This window comes from Asticcacaulis aquaticus (genome assembly GCF_028550415.1).
GTDB lineage: Bacteria > Pseudomonadota > Alphaproteobacteria > Caulobacterales > Caulobacteraceae > Asticcacaulis > Asticcacaulis aquaticus.
Window position 1 is genome coordinate 36368 of record NZ_JAQQKX010000007.1, and the last position, 22884, is coordinate 59251.

Annotated in this window: 20 protein-coding genes; 10 read left to right on the top strand and 10 right to left on the bottom strand. The window is 62.1% G+C overall.

The genetic code is table 11. From position 1 onward, the window contains the following. From PQU92_RS09885 to PQU92_RS09895, 3 genes are all read left to right on the top strand, one after another. Nucleotides 1-1200, top strand: coding sequence for a hypothetical protein (locus tag PQU92_RS09885; RefSeq protein ID WP_272748056.1), 1200 nt, complete (start codon nucleotides 1-3; stop codon nucleotides 1198-1200). 9 nt (nucleotides 1201-1209) lie between these two features. Beyond that, nucleotides 1210-1986: an SDR family NAD(P)-dependent oxidoreductase gene (locus PQU92_RS09890; RefSeq protein WP_272748057.1), complete on the top strand. Its 777-nt coding sequence runs from the start codon at nucleotides 1210-1212 to the stop codon at nucleotides 1984-1986. A 78-nt stretch (nucleotides 1987-2064) separates the two neighbouring features. Continuing rightward, nucleotides 2065-2301: a hypothetical protein gene (locus PQU92_RS09895; protein ID WP_272748058.1), complete on the top strand. Its 237-nt coding sequence runs from the start codon at nucleotides 2065-2067 to the stop codon at nucleotides 2299-2301. A gap of 36 nt (nucleotides 2302-2337) precedes the next feature. Here the strand turns inward: PQU92_RS09895 and PQU92_RS09900 are convergent, their stop codons facing one another. From PQU92_RS09900 to aroA, 4 genes are all read right to left on the bottom strand, one after another. Next, on the bottom strand, nucleotides 2338-3027 hold the full coding sequence (locus tag PQU92_RS09900) for an ATP-binding cassette domain-containing protein (RefSeq protein ID WP_272748059.1): 690 nt from the start codon (nucleotides 3025-3027) through the stop codon (nucleotides 2338-2340). Further along, nucleotides 3024-3701 carry a molybdate ABC transporter permease subunit gene (gene modB, locus PQU92_RS09905; protein WP_272748060.1) on the bottom strand — a complete coding sequence of 226 codons (678 nt, stop codon included), beginning with the start codon at nucleotides 3699-3701 and terminating at the stop codon, nucleotides 3024-3026. The genes PQU92_RS09900 and modB overlap by 4 nt, the downstream gene beginning before the upstream one ends. Continuing rightward, nucleotides 3698-4441 (bottom strand): molybdate ABC transporter substrate-binding protein, encoded by a 744-nt coding sequence (gene modA, locus PQU92_RS09910; protein WP_272748061.1) that lies wholly within the window; start codon nucleotides 4439-4441, stop codon nucleotides 3698-3700. Before modA ends, modB begins: the two co-directional genes overlap by 4 nt. A gap of 261 nt (nucleotides 4442-4702) precedes the next feature. Beyond that, nucleotides 4703-5974, bottom strand: coding sequence for a 3-phosphoshikimate 1-carboxyvinyltransferase (aroA, locus tag PQU92_RS09915; protein ID WP_272748062.1), 1272 nt, complete (start codon nucleotides 5972-5974; stop codon nucleotides 4703-4705). Nucleotides 5975-6142: 168 nt separating this feature from the next. Between aroA and PQU92_RS09920 the strand changes: the two genes are divergently transcribed. Genes PQU92_RS09920 through PQU92_RS09940 form a run of 5 tightly spaced genes read left to right on the top strand, consistent with a single transcriptional unit; the run spans nucleotide 6143 to nucleotide 10307 of the window. After that, on the top strand, nucleotides 6143-6385 hold the full coding sequence (locus PQU92_RS09920; RefSeq protein WP_272748063.1) for a FeoA family protein: 243 nt from the start codon (nucleotides 6143-6145) through the stop codon (nucleotides 6383-6385). Then, nucleotides 6385-8214 (top strand): ferrous iron transporter B, encoded by a 1830-nt coding sequence (feoB, locus tag PQU92_RS09925; protein ID WP_272748064.1) that lies wholly within the window; start codon nucleotides 6385-6387, stop codon nucleotides 8212-8214. The genes PQU92_RS09920 and feoB overlap by 1 nt, the downstream gene beginning before the upstream one ends. After that, nucleotides 8211-8420, top strand: coding sequence for a DUF6587 family protein (locus PQU92_RS09930; protein ID WP_272748065.1), 210 nt, complete (start codon nucleotides 8211-8213; stop codon nucleotides 8418-8420). The genes feoB and PQU92_RS09930 overlap by 4 nt, the downstream gene beginning before the upstream one ends. A gap of 46 nt (nucleotides 8421-8466) precedes the next feature. After that, nucleotides 8467-9078: a plastocyanin/azurin family copper-binding protein gene (locus PQU92_RS09935; RefSeq protein WP_272748066.1), complete on the top strand. Its 612-nt coding sequence runs from the start codon at nucleotides 8467-8469 to the stop codon at nucleotides 9076-9078. Further along, on the top strand, nucleotides 9075-10307 hold the full coding sequence (locus PQU92_RS09940) for an outer membrane beta-barrel protein (protein WP_272748067.1): 1233 nt from the start codon (nucleotides 9075-9077) through the stop codon (nucleotides 10305-10307). The genes PQU92_RS09935 and PQU92_RS09940 overlap by 4 nt, the downstream gene beginning before the upstream one ends. Here the strand turns inward: PQU92_RS09940 and PQU92_RS09945 are convergent. From PQU92_RS09945 to PQU92_RS09960, 4 genes are all read right to left on the bottom strand, one after another. Next, nucleotides 10304-11695 carry an efflux transporter outer membrane subunit gene (locus PQU92_RS09945; RefSeq protein ID WP_272748068.1) on the bottom strand — a complete coding sequence of 464 codons (1392 nt, stop codon included), beginning with the start codon at nucleotides 11693-11695 and terminating at the stop codon, nucleotides 10304-10306. The two genes, PQU92_RS09940 and PQU92_RS09945, sit on opposite strands and share 4 nt — an antisense overlap. Before the next feature lie 224 nt (nucleotides 11696-11919). After that, a complete protein-coding gene (locus PQU92_RS09950) occupies nucleotides 11920-13887 on the bottom strand; it encodes a MacB family efflux pump subunit (RefSeq protein WP_272748069.1) in 1968 nt (655 codons plus the stop codon). A 12-nt stretch (nucleotides 13888-13899) separates the two neighbouring features. After that, on the bottom strand, nucleotides 13900-15105 hold the full coding sequence (locus PQU92_RS09955) for an efflux RND transporter periplasmic adaptor subunit (protein ID WP_272748070.1): 1206 nt from the start codon (nucleotides 15103-15105) through the stop codon (nucleotides 13900-13902). Nucleotides 15106-15322: 217 nt separating this feature from the next. Continuing rightward, nucleotides 15323-17383: a PAS domain-containing hybrid sensor histidine kinase/response regulator gene (locus PQU92_RS09960; protein ID WP_272748071.1), complete on the bottom strand. Its 2061-nt coding sequence runs from the start codon at nucleotides 17381-17383 to the stop codon at nucleotides 15323-15325. A 475-nt stretch (nucleotides 17384-17858) separates the two neighbouring features. Between PQU92_RS09960 and PQU92_RS09965 the strand changes: the two genes are divergently transcribed. Both PQU92_RS09965 and PQU92_RS09970 read left to right on the top strand, forming a co-directional pair. Continuing rightward, nucleotides 17859-19748: a putative bifunctional diguanylate cyclase/phosphodiesterase gene (locus tag PQU92_RS09965; protein WP_272748072.1), complete on the top strand. Its 1890-nt coding sequence runs from the start codon at nucleotides 17859-17861 to the stop codon at nucleotides 19746-19748. 132 nt (nucleotides 19749-19880) lie between these two features. Continuing rightward, the gene (locus PQU92_RS09970; RefSeq protein WP_272748073.1) at nucleotides 19881-20114 is read left to right on the top strand and encodes a hypothetical protein; all 234 of its coding nucleotides are present in this window, start codon (nucleotides 19881-19883) and stop codon (nucleotides 20112-20114) included. On the opposite strand, the gene fahA is transcribed toward PQU92_RS09970, so the two are convergent. Both fahA and hmgA read right to left on the bottom strand, forming a co-directional pair. Then, the gene (fahA, locus tag PQU92_RS09975; RefSeq protein WP_272748074.1) at nucleotides 20111-21376 is read right to left on the bottom strand and encodes a fumarylacetoacetase; all 1266 of its coding nucleotides are present in this window, start codon (nucleotides 21374-21376) and stop codon (nucleotides 20111-20113) included. The two genes, PQU92_RS09970 and fahA, sit on opposite strands and share 4 nt — an antisense overlap. Continuing rightward, nucleotides 21373-22809, bottom strand: coding sequence for a homogentisate 1,2-dioxygenase (hmgA, locus tag PQU92_RS09980; protein ID WP_272748075.1), 1437 nt, complete (start codon nucleotides 22807-22809; stop codon nucleotides 21373-21375). The genes fahA and hmgA overlap by 4 nt, the downstream gene beginning before the upstream one ends. Nucleotides 22810-22884 lie beyond the last annotated feature (75 nt).

Sequence of the window (22884 nt, forward strand, 5' to 3'; positions counted from 1 at the left end):
ATGCGCGCTCTCCTGTCAGCCCTGACCCTCTGCCTGCTGGCCACCACGTCGCACGCCGAGGTCGGCAAACGCTTCGCCCCCGAAAAGCGCATCACGGTCGACCGCGTCACCGGACGTACCCTGACGCTGCTGACCTCCGGTGCGGTCGGCGACGCCAAGATCTACCAGACCCATCCGTCGTGGGCGCAGGACGGCACGCACATCGTCTTCCGCTCCAGCGAACGCGCCGGGTCGCCGCAGATCTTTGCGGTCAATGAAATCACCGGCGACATCGTGCAACTGACCGACGGGTCGGGCGTCGATATCGGCTCGATCAATGTCGCGCGGTTGACCAACACCGTCTATTACCTGCGCCGCGACGGCGAGACCCTAACGCTCAAGGTCATCGACCTGACGGCGCTGCTGGCTGACTCCGCCGCCGGAAAGCTGAAGCCCGAAGGCTACGAAAAGGTCATCGGCACCCTGCCGGCGGGCTTCATCAATGCCGGTGGGTTTACGCTGGATGCCGACGAAAAATCCGCCTATTTCGGCTTCGATCAGAAAAAGGCGCCGCCCCGGCCGCAGGGCGGTCCCGTGCCGCAGGTGCCGGGTGGCATTCTGGCCATGGACCTCGCCACCGGCAAGACGCGCGAGGTGATCAAATCCGACTTCCGTATGGGCCACGTTCAGGCCAATCCGCTCAAGCCGGGTGAAATCCTCTATTGCTGGGAAACCGGCGGCGACGCACCTCAGCGCATGTGGATCGTCAATGCCGATGGCACCGGCAACCGCGAAGTGTTCAAGGAGGCCTCAGACGATTGGGTAACCCATGAACAGTTCGCCGACGCCGATCACGTCATCTTCAACCTGATGGGGCATACGCCGAAGCTGTCCGTGCGCCCGACCGGCCTGATGGTCGTCAATCTGCGCAACGGGACGGTCGAAAACCTCGGTCAGGTGCCGTTCACCTCGAAGGGCCGCAGCTTCTGGCACAACGGCGTCGCCTATGACGGCAGCTACGCCGCCGCCGACGACTTCAACGGCGACCTGTACCTGATCGATCGTAAGACCGGGGCGCGAACCCTGCTGTCGACCGGGCACTGGATGAAGCCCGACCACCTCCACCCCAGTTTCAGCGCCGACAATACGCGCCTTCTGGTGCAATCCGGCCTGCTCACCGACGGCAAGAAGCTGTCGCTGATCGTCGTTTCCATAAAATAAGAGATATACATGCTGACCGATCTTAAAGGTAAATCCGTCCTCGTTACCGGCGCCTCGTCGGGTATCGGCGCCGCCGTCGCCAAGGGCTTTGCCGCCTATGGCGCGCGCGTCGCCGTTCATTACTTCTCGAACGAAGCGGCGGCGAAGGCCGTCGTTGCCGAGATTGAGTCGGCGGGCAGCACGGCGGTACTGGTCAGGGCCGACCTGACCGATCCGAAAACCGCCAAAGGCATGGTCGCGGAAGCCGCTGAAAAGCTGGGCGCGCTCGACATCCTCGTCAACAATGCCGGCAGCCTGTGCGGCCGTCGCCTGTTCATGGACCTTGATGATGAGCTTTACGACAACGTGATGAACCTCAATGTCCGTTCGGTGATCAATGCCTCTCAGGCGGCTGTGCCGCTGCTGGATGCAGCTTCTAAAGATTCGGGGGGTGGCGGGGTCATCATCAATGTCGGCTCCATCGCCGGTAACGACGGCGGCGGGCCGGGCTCGGGTCACTATGCCTGCGCCAAGGCCTATGTGCACAACCTGACGCGCCACATGGCCCGCGACCTGGCCAAGCGCGGCATCCGCGTCAATGCCATAGCCCCCGGCGTCATCGGCACGCCGTTCCATGCGGCCACCCCCGCCGAACGCATGGAAGCGATGAAAAACTCGACCCAGATGGGCCGCATCGGCACGCCCGAAGACTGCGTCGGGACGGTGCTCTATCTCGCCTCGGGCCAGATGAGTGGCTACGTCACGGGCCAGATCGTCCACATCAACGGCGGGCAGTATATGCCGTGATTTGGGCCGTAACATATTGAGTCCTTACGGCGGACTCCCGATCATGGAACGCAACTTCAATCGCGTAAGGAGCGTTCCATGACCGACATGTTTAACGACGAAGACCGCGTCGAACACGCTGAAAAAGGCCTCGGCACGGTAAAGCACGATCCGGACGACACCGAACTGGTCGTGCCGCCGAAGGAAGAACGCAAGACCGGCCCGGACATGGTCTATGTCGTCTGGGACGACGACCGCTTCCCGGTCGGCAAGGTGCCCGTTGACGAACTTGAAAAGGTCCCCGACGCCACCGCCGCCATTTCAACGGGGGTGTAGAGACTTTCCCTTTCCCTCTCCCTCAGGGAGAGGGGGCTACCCTCCCAGCGCCTGTCGTGCCAGCGCCTCGATCTCCGCCTGCGACAAGCCCTCAAGCGACACTGCCGGGCGCTCGCTCAACCGCCCTTCCGACAGATACAACACCCGCTCCGTCAGGCGCGAGACCTCCAGCGGATCATGGCTGACATAGATCACCGGCACCCGCGCCCCGACCACGCGAATAAACGGCAGTATCTCCTGACGCGCAGTCTGATCGAGGCTCGACAAAGGCTCGTCCATCAGCAGCAGTTCCGGCCCCGACAATAGCGCCCTTGCCAGCGATACGCGTTGACGCTCACCACCGGACAGCTTCGACACCGCGCGCGGCAATAGAGGTGCGATCTTCAGCAGATCGATAATTTCCGCCCGATCCACGGCTTTAGTGGCCCGTTTCACCGCGAAATCGAGATTGCCCTGCACCGACAGATGCGTAAACAGCGACGGCTCCTGAAACACATAACCGACGCCGCGTTTATGAACGAGTTCGAACCGCGTGGCGTCCTGCCAGACGCGCCCGCTGACCGTGACCTCGCCCGTCAGCCGATCCAGCCCGGCCATAGCCCGCAACAGCGTTGTCTTGCCAGAGCCCGAACGCCCCATGATGGCGGTGATCCCCTCGCCCGGTGCGTTGAACGCCACATCGAGATCAAGATCGCCGACGCGACCGTTCAACGCTATCCGGATCATGGTCTGATCCCCGCCGTGCGGGCGCTGAACCGGCGGTCGATGATTAGCATGGTCATCAGCACAACGAACGAAAACGCCATCAGTCCCCCGGAAATCAGATGCGCCTCAGCCCAGTTCAGTTGTTCGACGGCCTGATAGATGCGGATCGAAATGACCTCGGTCTGACCGGGGATCGAGCCGCCGATCATCAGCACCACGCCGAATTCGCCTATCGTATGGGCAAAGACCAGAATGGCCGCCGTCAGAAAGCCGCGCCGCGCCTGCGGCAGGGCGACACTGATAAAGGCATCCCATTTTGACGCGCGAAGCGTGGCCGCGACCTCCATCGGGCGCGATCCCATCGCCTCGAACGCGTTGCGGATCGGCTGCACCGCAAACGGCAGCGAATAGACCAGAGACCCGATGACCAGACCGGTAAAGGTGAAGGCGAGCGTCCGCACCCCAAAGGGCTGCAACACCGCCATCAGAGGACTATTTGGCCCCAGCGCGACGAGCAGATAGAACCCCAGCACCGTCGGCGGCAAAACGATCGGCAGAGCCACCACAGCAGCCACCACGTCCTTGATCCAGCTTCCCTTTTGCGCCAACCACCACGCAATCGGCGTCGCTATGATCAGCAATACGGGCGTCGTCACGGCCGCCAGCAGAAGCGTGATCCAGATAGCCTCGATCATTTCAGATCGTAACCGGCGGCGCGGATGATTTTCACCGCTTCCGGCGATTTCAGGAACGCCAGATAGGCTTTGGCGGCAGGATTATTGGTCCCGGTCTTGAGCAGTACCACCTGCTGATCGATGGGCGTATAATAGCTCTGCGGCACCAGCCACGACGAACCTTTTGTTGTTTTCGCCTGCGGAAGGGCGATAAAACCTATCTCCGCCGCGCCGGTCGAGACGAAGGTAAAGGCCTGAGCGATATTGCCGCCCTTGACGATCTTGGGCTGGAGCCTGTCGTACAGCCCCATCTTTTTCAGCGTTTCGACCGCCGCCACGCCATAGGGGGCCGCTGCCGGATCGGCGATGGCCAGCTTGTCGAATGGGCCTTTGGCCAGGATCGCGCCCTTGGCGTCCACCCGGTTGTCGGCGCTCCACAGAACCAGCTTGCCATAGGCATAGACGAAACGCGACCCTGGCACGGTCAGACCGTCGGTCTCAAGCATCACCGGACGTTCGGCGTCGGCAGACAGGAACACTTCGAACGGCGCGCCATTGACGATCTGGGTATAGAACTGCCCCGACGCACCGAAGCTCTGGACGACCTTGTGGCCGGTCTTTTTCTCGAACGCGGTTGCGAGAATCTTGGCCGTGTCGGTGAAATTGGCAGCGACGGCGACCTTGACCTCGGCGGCGTGGGCTAATACCGGCGCGGCGAGAAGGGTCAGGGCGATGAGGAGCGAACGACGGACGGTTTGCATGCTGAAAACCTTAACCGCCCATTCTTCTAATCGCAAGCTACAGCTGCCAATCTTATACCTCCCCAACTTATTGGGGTATAGCGCCAGCGAAAGTATAGCTTTCGCAAGCGATGGGACCGCGCCTGAAAGGCGTGGTGGTGGGGGGTCTTGCTTTGAAAAAGCACGGGCGTGGTAACTTAAGTAAGATACCCCACCACCACATCTCACCGACTTCGTCGGCTCGTGCGCTCCTCCTCCCCGGCATAGCCGGGGAGGTATGATTTAGGCGGGATGCTTCAACTCCACACCCAAGCTTTCCAATACATCCCAGTACCCCGGGAAGGTCTTCGACACGCATTTCGGATTGTCGATGACGACACCCGACATCATCAGCCCGGCCAGCGCAAAGCACATGGCGATGCGGTGGTCGTTATGCGTATCGATAACCGCCTTCGTCATCGCACCGATCAAAGCCGGATCGGCATGGACGATCAGGTCATCGCCCTCTTCGTGCGCCAGACCGTCACGAATGGCGTTCAAACCCTGCGACAACGCGCTGACCCGGTCGCATTCCTTAACGCGCAGATTGGCGATCCCGACAAAGCGCACCGGCGTCTTGTTGAACGCCGCCAGCACGGCCAGAGTCGGTACGGCGTCCTGCATCTGCGAGCCGTCGATGACGGCAGGCATGTTCGGCCAGGTCATGATGACGTCGCGCGACTTCGCATCCGGCTGGGTCAGGGCCGTGGTGTCCATCTGGAAGGTGATTTCACCGCCCGTCAGCACCTCGGCGGCCCACAGATAGGTACACGACGACGCATCCGGCTCGACGAGGTAATCCGCCGCGACATAGCCCGTCGGTTCGACGCGCCATACACCCGCTTGCGGCATCGACACCTTGGCCCCAAAGGCTTCCATGCACCGCGTGGTCAGGTCGATATAGCCGCGGCCGCCAATGGCCTGATCGCCACGCAAGCGAACCTCGACCGGTTTTTCACCGCACGCCGCGAGGATCAGCAGGGCCGAGACGTATTGGCTCGACAGATTGGCGTCGATTTCGACCACATCACCGGAAAACCCGCCTTTCGCGTGAACCGTTACGGGCGGACAACCGGTCGGTGCCGACACCTCGACCCCCAGCCGCGTCAGGGCTTCGACCAGCGGCCCGATCGGGCGCTTACGCATATGCTCGTCACCATCGACCACGACCTCACCATCGGCCAGAGCGACCGCCGCGGTCAGAAAGCGCGTCGCCGTCCCGGCATTGCCGAGAAACAGCGGCTTGGCCGGGGCTTTCAGCTTGCCTGTCGAGCGCACCGTCAGGGTCGTTTCGTCTTCGTTGTCGATCCCCACCCCCATGTCGCGCAGCGCCGCCGCCATATAGACCGTGTCGTCGCTCGACAACACGCCCGACAGGCGGCTGTCGCCCTTGGCCAGCGCCGCCACCAGAAAGGCGCGATTGGTCAGGGATTTCGACCCCGGCAACACGACGCGGCCTTTCAACGGGCCTTTGACGGGGACGATTTCAAGCTGCGGGAAGGCATCGATATTCACAGGGCAGGCTCCTCACTCTTGCCCGCTCTCCTAAACGCCTGACGCCTATACGTAAAGTGGGGCCTATCCGTAAAGTGCGCAGGTGTTACGCCGAAAAACATTGTCAGGCCCGTCCCGATTTCGTAATAGCCTTTTTATAATCATTCTCACTTGCAACAAATCTGCGTCATGAAACTGAGCGAACTGCCCCTGCACCGGCCCGCCGTGGTCACCGAAGTGATCGACAGCGGCCCGGACGATCGCGTCGGACGTCGCTTGCGGGAACTCGGCTTTGTGACGGACGAGCCGGTCAAGGTCGTGGCGCGCGGCCCGCTGTTCGGTGAGCCCATCCTGATTCAGATCGGCTTTACCCGCTTCGCGTTGCGACGCGCCGAAGCCGCCCGCGTCCTCGTGCAGCAGGGGCAAGCATAATGTCCGGACTAATTATAGCGCTTGTCGGTAACCCCAATTGCGGCAAGACCGCCCTGTTCAACCAGCTCACCGGATCGCGGCAAAAGGTCGCCAACTTCGCCGGTGTGACCGTCGAGCGCAAGGAAGGCAGCTTTACCGCCCCGTCCGGCCGCACGGTTCAGGTGCTCGACCTGCCCGGTACCTACAGCCTCGATGCGCTAGGTCCCGACGAAGTGATCACCCGTGACGTCTGTCTGGGCAAGGTGGCGGGCGTCGCCCTGCCCGACGTCATCGTCTGCGTCGCCGATGCGACCAATCTGCGCCTGCACCTGCGTTTCGTGCTGGAAATCCGCCGTCTGGGCCGCCCGATGGTGCTGGCGCTCAACATGATGGACGCCGCCGCCAAGCGCGGTATCAAGATCGACCGCGAAGCCCTTGAAGCCAAGCTCGGCATTCCGGTCATCGAAACCGTCGCCGTCATGACCAAGGGCGCACGCGCCCTGATCGAGCATATCGACACGCAGGGCGTCGAAGCCCCGAAAGCCACCGAAGAGAAAGACCCGCACGTCGAGGTGCGCGAAATCCTCAGCGCCGCTGTCGTCATGCCGCGCTTTACGGCGAAAATCGACGATCAGCTCGACGGTATATTGCTCAACCCGTGGCTCGGCATCCCGATCCTTTTGGTCATCATGTTCGTCATGTTCCAGGCGGTGTTCGCCTGGTCGGGACCGTTGATGGACGGCATCGAAGGCGTCTTCGGCTGGGCGGCAGAAGCCGTGCGCGGCTACCTGCCCGAAGGTCTGCTGCAAAGCTTTATCGCCGACGCCCTGATCAGTGGGGTCGGTTCGGTGCTGGTCTTCCTGCCGCAGATCATCATCCTGTTCGCCTTCATTCTGGTCCTCGAAGAGTCCGGTTACCTGCCGCGCGCGGCGTTTCTGCTCGACACCCTGATGGGGGCGGCAGGGCTGACGGGCCGCGCCTTCATTCCGCTGCTGTCGTCCTTTGCCTGCGCCATCCCTGGCGTCATGGCGACGCGCTCGATCCACGATATCCGCGACCGCCTGACCACCATCATGATCGCGCCGCTGATGACCTGTTCGGCGCGTTGGCCGGTCTATATCCTGCTGGTCGGGGCCTTTGTGCCGGAGCGCACGGTGTGGGGTTTCGCCAGCTTCCGCGGCCTGATCATGCTGGCGCTGGTCTTTGCGGGTATCTTTTCCGCAATGATCGTCTCGTGGGTCATGAAGCTGATCCGCCGCGACAAGACCGACTCCGTCCTGATGATGGAACTGCCGTCCTACCGTCTGCCGAACCTGCGCAATCTGGGGCTGGGCCTGTGGGAGCGCGCGGGCATCTTCATGCGCCGCATCACCGGCGTCATCTTCGCCGCCAATACCCTGATCTGGGTGCTGGCCACCTTCCCCCGCGCTCCGGCCAATGCCACCCTGCCCGAAATCGACTACTCCTTTGCCGGCATGATCGGCCACGCCATGGAGCCTCTGTTCCGTCCGATCGGCTTCGGCTGGGAAATCTGCATCGCCCTGATCCCCGGCATGGCGGCCCGCGAAGTCGCCGTCTCGGCGCTCGGGACCGTCTATGCCATCGGCGGTTCGGAAGACGCCGTCGCTAATCAGCTTTCAGGCGTCATCGCCTCGCAGTGGTCGCTGGCCACGGCCCTGTCGCTGCTGGCCTGGTACGTATTTGCGCCGCAATGCCTGTCTACGCTGGCGGTCATCAAGCGCGAAACCAATTCCTGGCGCTTCGTTGGCCTGACCACGGCCTATCTGTTCGCCCTCGCCTATCTCGCTGCGTTTGCGACCTATACCGTAACGAAGATGATCACCGGATGACCTACGACCTGTTCCAGAACGCGTTCATCGCCGTCATCGTGGCCCTGGCCGCCGTGATGATGTTCCGCCGCCTGTTTCCGCAAACGGCACGTAAACTGACCGGTCGCAAGGCCGCCGCCCCGAAAGCGAGTGGTGGTTGCGATAGCGGATGTTCAAGCTGCAACGGCTGTTCAACGCTGAAATTCGACATCCCCAAGCCCGATTAACCCTGTTTTCAGGCCTGTGGATTATCCTGCGGGCATGAAAATAGTCATGTCCCTCCTGCCCATCCTGCTGGCCCCGGTGGCCTTTGCCGCCGACATGCCCGTCACCGTGCTCGACATCGCGGGCAAACCGGTCGCCGACACGGTCGTCACCTACACCCCGGATCAGGGCGCGACGATCGGTGCCGCCGACCGTAAGGGGCCGTTTGTCGTGGCGCAGGAAGACATGCAGTTCACGCCGAAAGTGCTGGTCATCCCGGCGGGCGCGACGGTCAATTTCCCCAATAACGACACCGTCTCACACCACGTCTATTCGTTTTCCCCTGCCAAAAAATTCCAGCTGCCGCTCTACGGCCACGGCATCAGCCGCAGCATGAAATTCGACAGCGAAGGCACGGTGGCCATCGGCTGCAACATCCACGATTCGATGCAGGCCTATATCCGCGTCGTGGGCACGCCCTATTTCACCAGGACCGACGCGAAGGGCCGCGCCGTGCTGAAAAACCTGCCCGACGGCAAGGGGCAGATTCTGGTCTGGCACCCTCTGAGCACGGCGAAGGACGGCGAAACGCTTCAGTCGATTGTCATCAATGCCGGCAGTCAACCGCTGACTTTCCGCCTCAAGCTACGCCGCATGAGTACGGCGGGCGGTGGCTATTGAAATACCTGATCGCGCTCCTCGGCCTGCTGGCAACACCGGCCTTCGCCGATACCAGCCTGTTTGCACGTGAAAACATCAAGGGCTGGATCGACCTGCGCGCCGTCTCGGCCAATGGCGAGAAAAGCTGGCTCGACGGCCATTACGGCAAGCTGCGCTACGGCGATCAGAGCAAGCTCAGTCTCGGCGAGGCGACCCTGATCTGGACGCCGCGTTTCACCGATACCCTGTCGGCCTATGTGCAGGTCGTCCACGTCCCCGAATGGGGGCATGAAACCGGCATCAACGAAGCCTATCTCAAATGGCGGCCGGTGCCGAAATCGGGCCTGCGCGTCTCGGCGCGTCTGGGGCAGATGTATCCGCCCGTCTCGCTGGAACACGAAGGCACGGGCTGGACGACGACCCACACCATCACCCCGTCGGCGATCAATGCCTGGGTGGGGGAAGAGGTTATCGTGCAGGGGGCCGAACTGAGCCTGAAACAAACCTTCGACGATCAGCAGATCGGCGTCACACTGGGCGTTTTCCGCGGCAACGATACGTCCGGCACCCTGCTCGCCTACCGTGGCTGGGCACTGCACGACCTGCGCTCGACGACCACCGCCAAGCCGCCTCTGCCCGTGGGGAATGCCGGGTGGTCGCAGACCTTCCGCCGTCAGTCACCCTTTACCAAGCCCCTGAAAGAGGTCGATGACCGGCAGGGCTATTATCTGCGCCTCGACTGGCGGCCGCCGGTGCCGGTGTCGCTGAATTTTACCTATTTCAACACCCACGGCAATCCGACCGACTTCGATAACGGACAATATGGCTGGGCGACGCGGTTCTTCAATTTTGGCGCCAAATACGAGGTGACCGAAACCACCGATATCCTGTCGCAGGTCATGGTTGGTAACACCAAATGGGGCCGGATGCGCACCGACGGCGTGCGCGCCATCGATGCCGACTACCGCTCGGCCTATGTCATGGTCTCGCACAGGTTCGATGATGGTGCCCGCCTGTCGCTGCGCGGGGAAACGTTCGAGACCGAGGACTATTCCGCCCCGTCGCTCGACAACAATAACGAGACCGGCCACGCCGTGACGCTGGCCTGGATGCGACCCGTCAATGCGCACCTCGATCTCAATACCGAGGTGCTGCACATCGATAGCGACCGTCCGGCCCGGGCCTATCAGGGTTTGCCCCCGCAGCAGGACCAGACGCAGGTTCAGGTCATGCTGAAGGTCAAATTTTAATTTGCCGTCTGCCGCGGACCACCGCCCAGCGCCTGATAAAGGGTCGCCTGATTGACCAGTTGCGTCAGGCGGTTGTTATCGACCGCCAGCCGCGCCGACCGCACGGCCTCCTGCGCATCGAGCCAAACCCTCAGCGCCACCGAACCCGCTTTGTAACGCACGGCATAGAGCTGCTCCGCCTTTTCAGCATTGGCCAGCGTCCGTTGCAGGCTGTCGCCCTGACGGATCAGTTGCGTGCGGTTGGACAGGGTCGTGTCGACGTCCGACAAAGCCTGCAACAGGGTCTGGCGGAACTCGACGACGGCAATCTCATAATCGGCCTTGGCCACCTTCACATTGGTATCGACCTGCCAGAAATTGAGAAACGGCAGGCTTAAGCCCACGCCCAGCGCACTCGACGGATTGGACAGGACGTTCGACAGTTCCGTCGATGACCCGCCGGTCGAACCGGTCAGCGACAACGACGGATAATAGGACGCTCGCGTCGCATCCACCCCGCGCAACGTCCCGCGCAGACGCATCTCGGCGGCGCGCAGGTCCGGGCGACGACCCAGCAGGTCGGCGGGCAAACCGGGCGCGACTTCCGGCAAAGTCGTGTCGGGCAGCGAGGCCGCTTCCTGATCTTCAGGCCATGGCTCACCGTTAAGCAACAGCGTCAGGGTGGCGCGGTATTCGACCAGTTGTTGTTCCAACTGGCTGATTTGGGAAAGCTGCGAATTGACGCTCTGTTCGGCCTCGGCCATCTCGACGCCGGACACGGCCCCGGCCTTGTATTGAACCTGAATCGTCTCATAAACCTTGCGCGCATAAGCGAGGCTATCCTGCGCATAGGCCAGTTGTTGCCGCGTCCAGGCGATACGCCAGTAGGCTTCCGCCGTGGTGCCGATCAGCGATAGGCGCGCCGCCGCGAGGTCTTCGGCGGTGGCCTGCGCCTCCCACTTCGCGGCATCGGTCGTGGCCGCCAGACGCCCCCACAGGTCGAGTTCGTAGCTGACGCCGAAGCTGGCGGAGTAGGTCGTGGCGTCACTTGAGCTTTGCACCGTGCCGTCGTCGCCGACATAGGACGAGCTGTTGTCACCCAGCGGCTTGCGCGCCGAAACGCTGCCGCTGAGGGAGGGGAACTGATCCTGACGTGCCGAACGGACGCGCAGATTGGCCTGCCGCACCCGCAAGGCAGAAGCCGCGAGGTTATTGTTTTTCGCCAGCACATTGTCAATCAGCACATTCAGCTTCGGATCGTTGAAGGTCTCCCACCAGCGGTCGGAGACGTTGTACGCGCCTTGGGTCGCGGCGTGCTGAAACGACGCGGGCGTGTTGACCTGCGGCGTCTCATAGGGCGTCGACAGGCAACCCGTCAGGGCGGTGGCCAAAAGGAGTATGCCAATCATCCTTCCCCGTTTACGGGGCCAAGAGACCTTAATCATCCTTCCCCGTTTACGGGGAAGGTGGCGCTGAGCGGAGCGAGGTGACGGAAGGGGGGAACCGTCGAAGAGACCGGCACCGCCATCCCCCGCTGAAACACCGCTTCCCCCTTCCACCGCTTCGCGGTCCCCCTTCCCCGTAAACGGGGAAGGATTTAAGGCAATCGAATTTACGAATTTCTCTAACATGACTAATCCCTCGAAAGCGCGGCGACGGGATCTAGCTTCGCCGCGCTACGGGCGGGCAGGAAGCCGAACACGACACCGATCAGGGTGGAACAGGCAAAGGCCGCAACAATCGAGCCCGTCGAATAGACCAGTCGGAAATCGCTGGAAAACTGCGCGAATACGACGCCGAACAACAGGGCGAACGCGATCCCCAGCACCCCGCCGATCAGGCAGACCAGAACGGCCTCGATCAGGAACTGCTGCATGATGTCGCCACGCCGGGCGCCGACCGCCATGCGCACCCCGATCTCGTTGGTCCGTTCGGTGACCGAGACCAGCATGATGTTCATCACCCCGATGCCGCCGACGATCAGCGAGATGATGGCGATGGCCGAAATCAGGATGGTCAGGGTCTGGGTCGTCGCGGTGATGGTCTGACGGATCTGGTCGGTATTGATGATGAAGAAGTCCTTGGTCCCGTGACGTTTGGTTAGCAGGCTGACGACGCCGTTTTCGGCGACCGCGCTTTCGGTATCGTCCTTCACCCGCACGGTAATCGAGCGCAGCGTCGTCGTCCCCAGCATCCGCGTATTGACCGCCGTATAGGGCAGATAGACGTTCATGCTGTCATTGCTGCCGCCGAAGCTGGAGGTCTGGGCCTTCAGTACGCCGATGATACGCGCCGGGGTCTTACCCAGCAGGATGACCTCGCCGATGGGCGAGCCCTGAAACTTCATCGTCTTGACGGTGGCCTGATCGATGACCACGTCCTGCGCCGAGGTCGCAATCGCCTCGTCGCCGAACAGACGGCCCCGCTCGATCTCCAGCCCTTTGACGCGGAAATAGGCCGAGCCGACGCCCTGCACGGTGCCGGTATTGGCGACCGAGCCGTATTTGACGGTGACCGAGGTGCGCACCAGCGGCGTCACGCTGTCGACATAGGATTGCGTCGCCAACGCGTCGGCATCCGACACCACCAGAGTCCGGATCGCGCCCGACCGCCGGTCGCCGAAGCCCGACCCCGGCATGATCTCCAGCGTATTGGTCCCGATGGACGAAATCTGCTCCAGCACCTTTTGCCGCGACCCGGCCCCCAGCGCCACGACACAGACCACCGAGGCGATGCCGATGATGATCCCCAGCATGGTCAGGAAGGTCCGCATCCGGTGGGCGTTCATCGCCAGCACCGCCATGCGGAAGGCCTCATTGAAACTGTCGGCCATGGCCGCGAAACCCGACCGACCGCGCGCCGTCTGCGGCGGCAAGGGCTCGCTGTCGGCCTCGCCCTGTCCGGCCCCTGCACGGTCGGCGATGATCTCGCCGTCCTTGATCTCTATGACGCGCTGGCAATGTTCGGCGACGGCCTTGTCGTGCGTGACGATGATGACCGTGTGGCCTTCGGCGTGCAGCCCTTTCAGGATGCGCATCACCTCTTCGCCGGATTTGGAATCGAGCGCGCCGGTGGGCTCATCGGCCAGGACGATCTCGCCACCGTTCATCAGGGCGCGCGCGATCGACACGCGCTGCTGCTGACCGCCGGACAATTGCCCGGGGCGGTGACCGGTACGCTCTTCCAGCCCCAGACGTTTCAGCAAGGCCTTGGCGCGTTCCTTACGGTCGTGCGGCGGCACCCCGGCATAGACCGCGGGAACCTCGACATTGCCGACGGCGCTCAAATCGCCGAGCAGGTGATAGCGCTGAAAGATGAACCCGAAATGCTCGCGGCGCAGTTCGGCCAACTCATCGGGCTCAAGGTCCGCCGTCGCGCGATCACCGACCTTGTAAACACCGCCGGTGGGCCGATCAAGGCAACCCAGTATGTTCATCAGGGTCGACTTACCCGAACCCGACTGCCCGACGATGGCGACCATTTCGCCCGCGCCGATTTCCAGATCGATGTCCTTGAGGACGGTGATGGTGCCTTCGCCGGCAGGAAATTCGCGGCGCAGCTTTTCCACCTTGAGGACGGGGGGAGTCCTGACATTATTCATGGTCAGCGCCCCTTACAGGCCGCCGCCCGGAGGGCCGCGTCGGCGCATATTGCCGGTGTCGCTCTTCGAGGCATCGAGCGCGCCATCGACCGTCACCACGCGCTCACCTACCTTGAGACCGGACTTGACCTCGACATTGGCGCCGTCATTGACGCCGGTCGTGATCTTGCGCGGGGCGACCTTGCCGTCCTTGTCCTGTACCTTGACCATATAACTGCCGTCGGGGGCCGCCTGCCCCAGCGCGGTGGCGGGGATGGTCATGACGTTCTTCGCGCCTTCGATGACGATATAGACCTGCGCCGTCATGAAGGTGCGCAACGTGCCGTCGGCATTATCGACGTCGAATTCGCCGTTGTAATAGATGGCCGAGGTCGCGTCCGCCGTGGTGACGCTATCGTTTTCCTTGATCGTTTCCGGCGCGGGCGCGATGGTCCGCAGGGTGGCGTAATAGCGCTTCTTCGGCTGGCCCAACGTGGTGAAATAGACCTCCATGCCGGGTTTCAGATTAACCACATCGGCCTCGGAGATTTCCGCCTTGATCGTCATGCGATCGAGTTGCCCCATCTTGACGATGGTCGGCGTCGTCTGATTGGCGTTGATCGTCTGGCCCTCCTTGGTGACGATGGCCAGCACCGTGCCGTCGATAGGGGCGGTGATCTGCGTATAGCCCAGATTGACCTGAGCGGTGTTCAGCGACACCTGCGCCTGCGCCAGTTGCGCATCATTGGCCTTCAACGCCGCCTGCGCGCTCTTATAGCTATTTTCCGCCGCCTCGAAATCGGCGCGCGACCCGGCATCGGCCTGATAAAGCGTGCGTTGCCGCTCATAGGTCAGTTTGGCGGCAGCCAGATCGGCCTCGACCTGCGCGCGCTGGGCCCGGACATTGGCAACCTCGGCCTGCTGGCTTTGCAAGGTATTGCGCTGGGTCTGCGAGTCGATCTCGGCAATCAGGTCGCCCTTTTTCACCTGCTGACCCAGTTGCACCGCCAGCCGTTCGACGCGGCCCGAGGTCTGAGCCCCGACGCTGATCAGGGTGTAGGGTTCCAGCGACCCGGTCGCCAGCACCGTGCGTTCGACATTGCCCATGGCGACCGGCGCGGTAATGACCGGCGGCGCCTTGGGCTTCGAAAAGAAAATGGCCTTAACGCCCCAGGCCGCCAACAGGACGGCCACGACAGCCAGTCCGATCCATAATGCTTTGCGGGTTTTGGGCGACATGCAAACGACCTTTTCCAATATCTTACGATCGGAGGCGTATCACACCCATCGGGACAACCCTGTGGCCGCACGCGACACATTACACACTCTATGAGGGAGTAAATAAGGTCATTTCACGACGTCGTGCAGAGCGGTGTAGAAATACCCATCCGGTTTTTCGGAAACGATCTGAACCCAATCCCCGTAAGGAATGAATGCGTTTATAGGGCGATATTAATCAGTTGCCGCCGAGGGTCCGGATCTTCTCCTGCAACTCGTCCGGATTGAACGGCTTGGGCAGATAATCGTCCATGCCGACCGCCAGACAGCGTTCGCGGTCCCCGGCCAGAGCATGGGCGGTAATGCCGATGATTGGCAGGTGCGCCCTGCCCGTCTGAGCCTCATACGCACGGATCATACGTGTGGCGTCCAGCCCGTTCAGTCCCGGCATCTGCACGTCCATCAGGGCGACGATATAGGTGCCGTTCTTGCTCTTTTCGAAGGCTTCCAGGCCGTTGCGCGCCACTTCGACGCGATACCCGAACGATTCCAGAAACGTCGACGCCACCAGAATATTCGGCTCGTAGTCTTCGACCAGAAGCACCGGCGGCTGTTTGCGGTGTCGCAGGGTATTTTCCAGCACCTCGGCGATCGACGGCAGGGCGACATCGTCGGGCAGGCTATCGGGCGCGATCTCCAGCGGCACACAGACGGTAAAGGTCGAGCCCTTGCCCTCGGTGCTGCTGAGCGAGATCGTGCCGCCCATGACCTCGGCCAGGGTCTTGGTGATGGCCAGCCCCAGTCCCGTCCCGCCGAATTTACGGTTGATGCTGGAATCTGCCTGCACAAACTTCTGGAAGATGGTGTCGATCTTGTCTTCGGCGATGCCGATGCCGGTATCGCTGACCGCGATGCAGATGGTCTCGACCTGAGGATTATCGGTCGGTTCGCAGGTAATGGCGACGTGGATGCCGCCTTCCTTGGTGAACTTGATGGCGTTGGAACAGAGATTGGCGATGATCTGGCGCAGACGCGTCGGATCACCAAGGAACATGTGATTTTCGGCGCAATGGCCTTCGCCGGTAAAGGTCAGACCCTTTTCGCGCACCGGGACCGCCATCATCGAGGCGACCTCCTGAATGAGCGCCGTCAGGCTGAAGGGGATGTGCTCCAGCTCGACCGTGCGCGCCTCGATTTTCGCAATATCGAGCAGGTCATTGATCAGACCCAAAAGCGAGTCCGCGCTCATCTGAAGCGTGCGGATATAGTCGCCCTGCTTGGCCGTCAGAGGCTGCGACTTGGCCAGAATCGCCGACAGACCGACAATGGCGTTCATCGGGGTGCGGATTTCATGGCTCATATTGGCCAGAAACTCCGACTTGGCCAGATTGGCGGACTCGGCCGCGCTCTGGGCCTTCGCCGCAATCTGCTCGGCCAGAACGCGTTCGGTCACATCGGCGCCTTCGACGAAAATGCCGGTTATGGCCCCTGACGCATCGGTAATCGGCTGATAGACGAAATCAAGATAGCGATCCTCGTAGGAACCATCGTCCTGCCACAGAGCAATCTTGGCACCGTTGGCGACGAAGGGCTTGCCCGTATTATAAACCTCATCCAGCAGGTTGACGAAGCCCTGTTCGAGGGTTTCCGGCAAACCTTCGGCGACAGTCTGGCCAATCACGTCGCGGTTGGCGATCAGTTGCCGATAGCGCGGATTGCAATATTCGAAGCGGTGTTCCGGCCCGCGCAGCAGGGTCATGAAGGTCGGCGCCTGCTCGAACAGTTCGGCCAGACGCTCGCGGTCGGCGCGCGCCTTGCGTTGCGCCAGAACGTTGCCGGTCGTTTCGACCACCGTGTCGACAATGCCGATAACCGTGCCGTTTTCGTCATAGAACGGGCTGTAGGAAAAGGTGAAATAGGCGTCTTCGGGCTCGGCGCCATAGCGCTTGAGCGGGATATGATAGTTCTCGAAAAACGCACCTTCACCCCCCAGCGCCTTTTCGGCGATCGGCCCCATCTGGTCCCAGACCTCGGCCCAGGTGATGTGAAACGGCTCGCCCAGCGACTCCGGCTTATCCCCGGTCAACGGGATATAGGCGTCGTTATAGATGGCAATCAGCTCCGGCCCCAGAAACAGGCAGACTGGAAAATGCGAGGACAGGCACAGATTGACCCCGACACGCATTGTCGCCGTCCAGCCGTCGATCGGCCCCAAAGGCGTCGAGGCCCAGTCGAAGGCGCGGATTTTTGCCGCCATCACGCCGCCTACGGCCGGAAAACGCCCCGCATCGCCCACCATTATCTGCGCTCCCGTCCACAGCCCATCCTACGGCTTATACGGAGGCAGCATAAGAAAGCGATGATATTCACCGAAGTGGCAGACCAAAAAAAAGGCCGCGCATTGCGGCGCGGCCAAGTCTACAGGGAGGAAACGCCCAGGAAGGGCAATCGACGTAAAAACGTCGAACAAGTTGAATTTAGTTTGCGACGCAGCAAAAGGCAACTCAAAAAGACAGCGCTATCATCAACTAAGGTTACAGCCTTGGCGGCGACCCGCAGATTTTGTGAGCGGAAGGCCTTTCGCAGTCGCAAAACAGAATGGCATTCATGGCCGTCGCATCGAAGGAGTTTCAACGGCTGCGCCTGCCCATATTCAACCGAAAGCTGTTTTCAGTCCTCACGGAAAACACTATGTTAACCTAGCATATTATACCTTACGCCGCCCGACCGACGGTCAGGCTTCGACGTAACAGACAGGGTATCGGGGATAGGTTTTGCTTACCGCACGCGCGTCAGACAGTCGGCCCGACGACGCCCATATCCGCGCCGGATTGACCGAAGCCGCGCGCCACAGCATGTGTCAGTTCCTGCTGTTTGCGATCGCCTATTTCCTGTTCAACACGCTGTTTTACCGCATCGCCGGCGATCCCGGCCTCATTCCCGGCCTGTCCCTGCTGACCCTGACGGCGTGTGTCGGTTTCTGGTTCTGTAACCGCACGGTGGCGTCAAGCCTGCGGCTGGAAATCACCGGCCATGTGCTGGGGCTTCTCTTTATCGCCAATGCCCTGCTCGATATTTTCCTGCAGTACCGGTCGATCAAGCTGATGTATCTGCTCCTGCTGCTGCCGGCCTTTGCCGTGTCGGGCGTGCGACCACGCGTGGTCGTCGTGACCTCTCTGGCGGCGGTGGCGGGCTTCCTGTGGGCGGCCTACAGCTTCGAGCGGCCGCAACTGGTCGACTGCGCCTGGGTTGCGGCGACGGGCCTGTTCATCGGCGTCGGCCTGTCCACCGTCATTCGCGCCAGTATGACCAAGGCCGTGCGCGCCCGTCTGTCGGCGGACCGCCATCGCGATGAAGCCCTGTCGCTGGCGACCTTCGATCCCCTGACCGGGCTGGCCAACCGCCGCGCCTTTCTCAAAACCCTCGATGCCCGCCTGATGAAAGGCGACGGCTTCTTTCTCGGCCTGGCCGATCTCGACGGTTTCAAGCCCATCAACGACATCTACGGCCACGCCGCCGGGGATCAGGTATTGATCGAGGTCGCCCGGCGTCTGCGCGATACCTGCGGCCCCGATGCGGTGATCGCCCGTCTGGGGGGCGACGAATTTGCCATCCTCCTGAGCGACATAGCCGATACCGCGGCGTGGCAATCGCGCGCCGACGCCCTGTGCGACGCCTTGTCCGCCCCCTATGCCATCGGGCACGAAACGGCGCACCTGTCGGCGTCGCTGGGCTTTACGCACCGCGTCCCCGACACCCCGGAGACGCCTTCGAAGCTGCTGGAGCGCGCCGACTACGCCCTTTACGAGGCCAAGGAACGCGGACGCGGCATCGCCATTCTTTTCGACGGCACGCACGAGGCGCTGATACGCTCGACCCAGGCCGTCGAGCAGGCCCTGCGCAATATCGACAGCGATCGCGAACTGACCCTCGCCTTCCAGCCGCAATACGACATCGTCGATAACCGCACAGTGGCCTTCGAAGCCCTCGCCCGCTGGCACAACGACAAGCTGGGGCAGGTGCCGCCGGATGTGTTCATCCGCGCCGCCGAACGGTCGGGCCTGATCACCCGCCTGACGCCGATCCTGCTCGACAAGGCCCTGAGCGCCGCCCGAACGTGGCCGCCGCACATGCGTCTGGCCTTCAATCTGTCGGCGCGCGACCTGCTGTCGCCGGTGGCCATGAACCGCATCGTCGAGGTCGTCGAAGCTTCCGGCGTCGCCCCGGCCCGCATCGAATTCGAAATTACCGAAACCGTAATGCTCAACGACTTTACCCAGGCCCATCGCGGGATTTCGCGGCTGCGCGATCTGGGGTGCCGCATGGCGCTCGACGACTTCGGCTCGGGCTACACCAATTTCAGCTATATCAACCGCGTCCGCGTCGATACGGTCAAGATCGACCGGTCGTTCGTCGTCGAACTGAGTCACAGCGATACGTCCAAGAAGATCATCAAGTCGATGATCGAACTGGCCGCCAATCTCGGCATGGATCATATCATCGAAGGCGTGGAAACCGTCGACGAATTGCGTCAGTTGCGCGCGGCGGGCGCCGTCCACGTTCAGGGTTATCTGTTCGGCAAACCCATGGCCCCGACGGCCATTGCTGCGTTCCTGCGCGAAGAACAGGAACGCGGTCTGATCGAGACCCTGAAATCCGTCTGATACAGGTTCCACCCCATGCGCCACAAACCTAGCCCCTTGGGATCATTGTCGTTTTCTTACAAATGACCCTCAGACCGGTACTGATATTTGCCCGCCGGCGTGTCAGGCTCAGCCCGACGAAAGGAGTCTTAGATGTCCCATTATCATGAAGACCCGCTGCACGCCGAGGGCGACGAAATGACCCGCGCCGGTCCGGAAGGTCCGGGCAATCTGCCGTCCCGCCGCCTGCCCTGGGGTGTGGTGTCGGTGGTGGCCGTCATCGCCGGTTTCCTGATCGCCTTCACCGCGCTCAACCACGAAAGCCCGACGGCCAAGGGGCCGGACGCAGCCTATGATGCGAACCGCGCCGAACAGGCCAGAAATTAGCCCACAACCTTGCCGCGGCATTCACCGAAACCTATCGAGGCAAAGCCGTCCCTCATCCCGCGCGCCCTGAGGATCACCTTGTCACCGTCCTGAAGGAAGGTCCGCGTCTCGCCGGTCGGTAAGACGACCGGCACCTTGCCACCATGGCTCGCCTCAAGCAAGCTGCCGTGCATACCGGCCTCCGGCCCCGAGAGTGTTCCCGTCCCCAGCAGATCGCCGGGCCTCAGATTGCAGCCGCCGACCGTGTGATGCGCGATCATCTGCGCCACGGTCCAGTACATGTGGCGGCTGTTCGATTGCGCCAATTTGTGCGGCGGCAAGCCCTGCGCGCGCATCTGCGCCGTCAGGAGCGAGACCTCCAGTTCGAGGTTAAGGCCGCCTTCGGCCTGATCATTTTCGCTCCACAGATAGGGCATGGGGGGCGGATCGTCCGCCTCACGCGCCGCCTGAGCCACGCGGAATGGCATCAGCGCTTCCGGCGTGATTACCCATGAAGACACCGTCGAGGCGAAGTTCTTGGCCAGAAACGGCCCCAGCGGCTGATATTCCCACGCCTGAATGTCACGCGCCGACCAGTCGTTGAGCAGGCAAAACCCGGCGACCTGATCCGCCGCCGCATAGATATCGACCGGCTGACCGAGATCGTTGCCCGGCCCGATCCACACCCCCAGCTCCAGTTCGTAATCCAGTCGCCTGGACGGACCAAAGACCGGCGTGTCGCTATCCGGCGCTTTGGTCTGGCCGTGCGGGCGGCGCACATCCACGCCCGACGCCACGACCGAAGAAGCCCGCCCGTGATAACCGATCGGGAGGTGCCTATAGTTCGGTAAGAGCGGATTATCAGGCCGGAACAGCGCGCCGACGTTCTGCGCGTGATGGATGCCGACATAGAAGTCCGTATAGTCGCCGATGTGAAACGGCAGGTGCAGGATACAGTCCGACGCCTTATGCAGACAAGTTTCCACCACCGCGCGATGCGGACTGCCCTCGCGCAGAATCTCCACCAGCCGCAGACGTAAGGCCTGACGCGGCCCTTTACCCAAGGCCATGAAGGCGTTGAGGGTTTGGCCTTCCGGCACAAGATCGAACAACGCCTTTGCCGCCGTCAGGTCGAGGATCAAGTCACCGATGGCGACCCCGGGACGCGGCGTATCACCCGCGCTGAAAATCCCCAGCGGCAGGTTCTGGATCGGAAAGTCCGGGTGTCCGTTGGCGGACTCGACCCAGCTTTTCAAGGCGATGTCGTGGGTGTGGTCGATCATGTCGCCCTCCCTTTCCCTCTCCCTGAGGGAGAGGGTGGCCTGTCAAGGCCGGGTGAGGGGGAACTGCCAGCAGGGGGCTCGGACTGAAACATTTCCCCCTCACCCTGCTCAAAGCCTATCGTCTTTGCGCTTCCCTCTCCCTCAGGGAGAGGGGAAAGGAAGTGCGGCTCCAACTTCTGCCCGTACAGCCCATACTCGACTTGCCGCATCGAACTCTTCCACGCCCATCGCGTCACCTGTTGCGGCAGTCGAGTCTCCAGCATGAAGGCCAGAGTCCCTTCCAGCTTCTGGGGTTTCAGGTCGGTATGGTTGGCCGCCGCAAAGACCTCGGCGTCCGGGCCGTGCGGGATCAGCCGGTTGTGCAGCGACGCCGCCCCCGGGGCGAAACCGTTCGGCTTGGCGTCGTACTGCCCGTGGATCAGGCCCATGAATTCGCTCATGATGTTCATATGATACCACGGTGGCCGGAAGCTATGTTCGGCGACCAGCCAGCGGTCAGGGAAGATCACCAAGTCGATATTGGCCGTTCCCGGCACCTCCGACGGCGACGTCAGAACGGTGAAGATCGACGGATCGGCGTGGTCGAACAGGATTGGCCCCATCGGACAGAACCTTCGCAGATCGTACCTATAGGGTGCGTGATTGCCATGCCACGCGACGACATCGAGTGGGCTATGCGCGAGATCGGTGGCCCACAGATCGCCACCCCATTTGACATACATCTTCGAGGGCGCTTCACGGTCCTCGAACGCCGCCTGCGGATAGAGAAAATCGCGCTCGTTGGCCAATCCGTTGGCCCCGATCGGCCCGCGTTCCGGCAACTGAAACGGCGCGCCGTAGTTCTCGCACAAATAGCCACGCACCGGGCCGTCGATCTCCAGCCGGAACTTGACGCCGCGCGGGATGACGACGATTTCGGCCGGTTCGGCCTCGATCAGCCCCATCTCGGTATGGAAACACAAATCCCCCTGCTGCGGCACGAAGAGCATCTCGGCATCGGCATTGTAGAAATAGGCGTCGTGCATCGACCGCGTTAGCGCATAAACCGACGCCGCCATGCCGTGCCCAGCCCCGGCATCGCCGCAAGTCGTCAGGGTGTGCACGCCTTGCGGAAACGCCACCTCACCATCGGGCAGCGGCAGCGGGTTCCAGCGCAGAGGCTGCGGCGGCACCTCGACTTCGCGCGCGGGGGCGGAGCGCCAATCACCGGTTTCGACCTTCTGAAACGCACCCCAATGGGACAGGGTTGGACGGATGCGATAGAGCCACGACCGGCGGTTCTGCGTGCGCGGCGCGGTGAACGGCGTACCGCTCAGTTGTTCGGCATAAAGGCCATAGGGACAGGTCTGCGGCGAGTTTTGCCCCTCCGGCAAGGCGCCGGGCAAGGCTTCGCTGGCGTGATGATTGCCGAAACCGGAGAGGTAGGCGGGCATGGACGTTTCCTGTTATTTTTGTCACAATTGTAACTAAAATAACGAAACGCTCAAGCGTCATTTCCGGTGTTCACG